This is a genomic window from Anoxybacillus sp. ST4, from assembly GCF_019448545.1.
Lineage (GTDB): Bacteria > Bacillota > Bacilli > Bacillales > Anoxybacillaceae > Anoxybacillus > Anoxybacillus pushchinoensis.
In genome coordinates this window covers 1-255 of record NZ_JAHZOE010000109.1, presented here as the reverse complement: position 1 = coordinate 255, position 255 = coordinate 1, and the positions used below count along the sequence as shown (strand labels likewise).

Sequence of the window (255 nt, the reverse complement as noted above, 5' to 3'; positions counted from 1 at the left end):
GATGAAATACCACATCGCCTTGTTGAACATCGACGGCGCCAAAAATAGAAACGTGGGCGTGGTGACCGTAGCTCGGCACGTGTTTTTGATTTCCTACTTCTGCCCATGTCGTACGTAGCGCTTGATAAGCACGAACATGTGTCTCATCCACATAAAACAGCATGGCATTCTCGGTAATTAGTTTTTTTTTATAAATTCAAGTTCTCTTTGAAAAGCAGCTTGACGCTTAGCGTCTCCTTTGACGAGCTTATACGT

At 43.9% G+C, this 255-nt stretch carries 1 protein-coding gene; it reads right to left on the bottom strand.

Annotated elements, in window-relative coordinates; translation table 11 throughout:
• Window positions 1–163, bottom strand: a 163-nt coding sequence (locus tag K1I44_RS15220; RefSeq protein ID WP_219986643.1) for a transposase, incomplete at its 3' end; no start/stop codon positions are given.
• Window positions 164–255 lie beyond the last annotated feature (92 nt).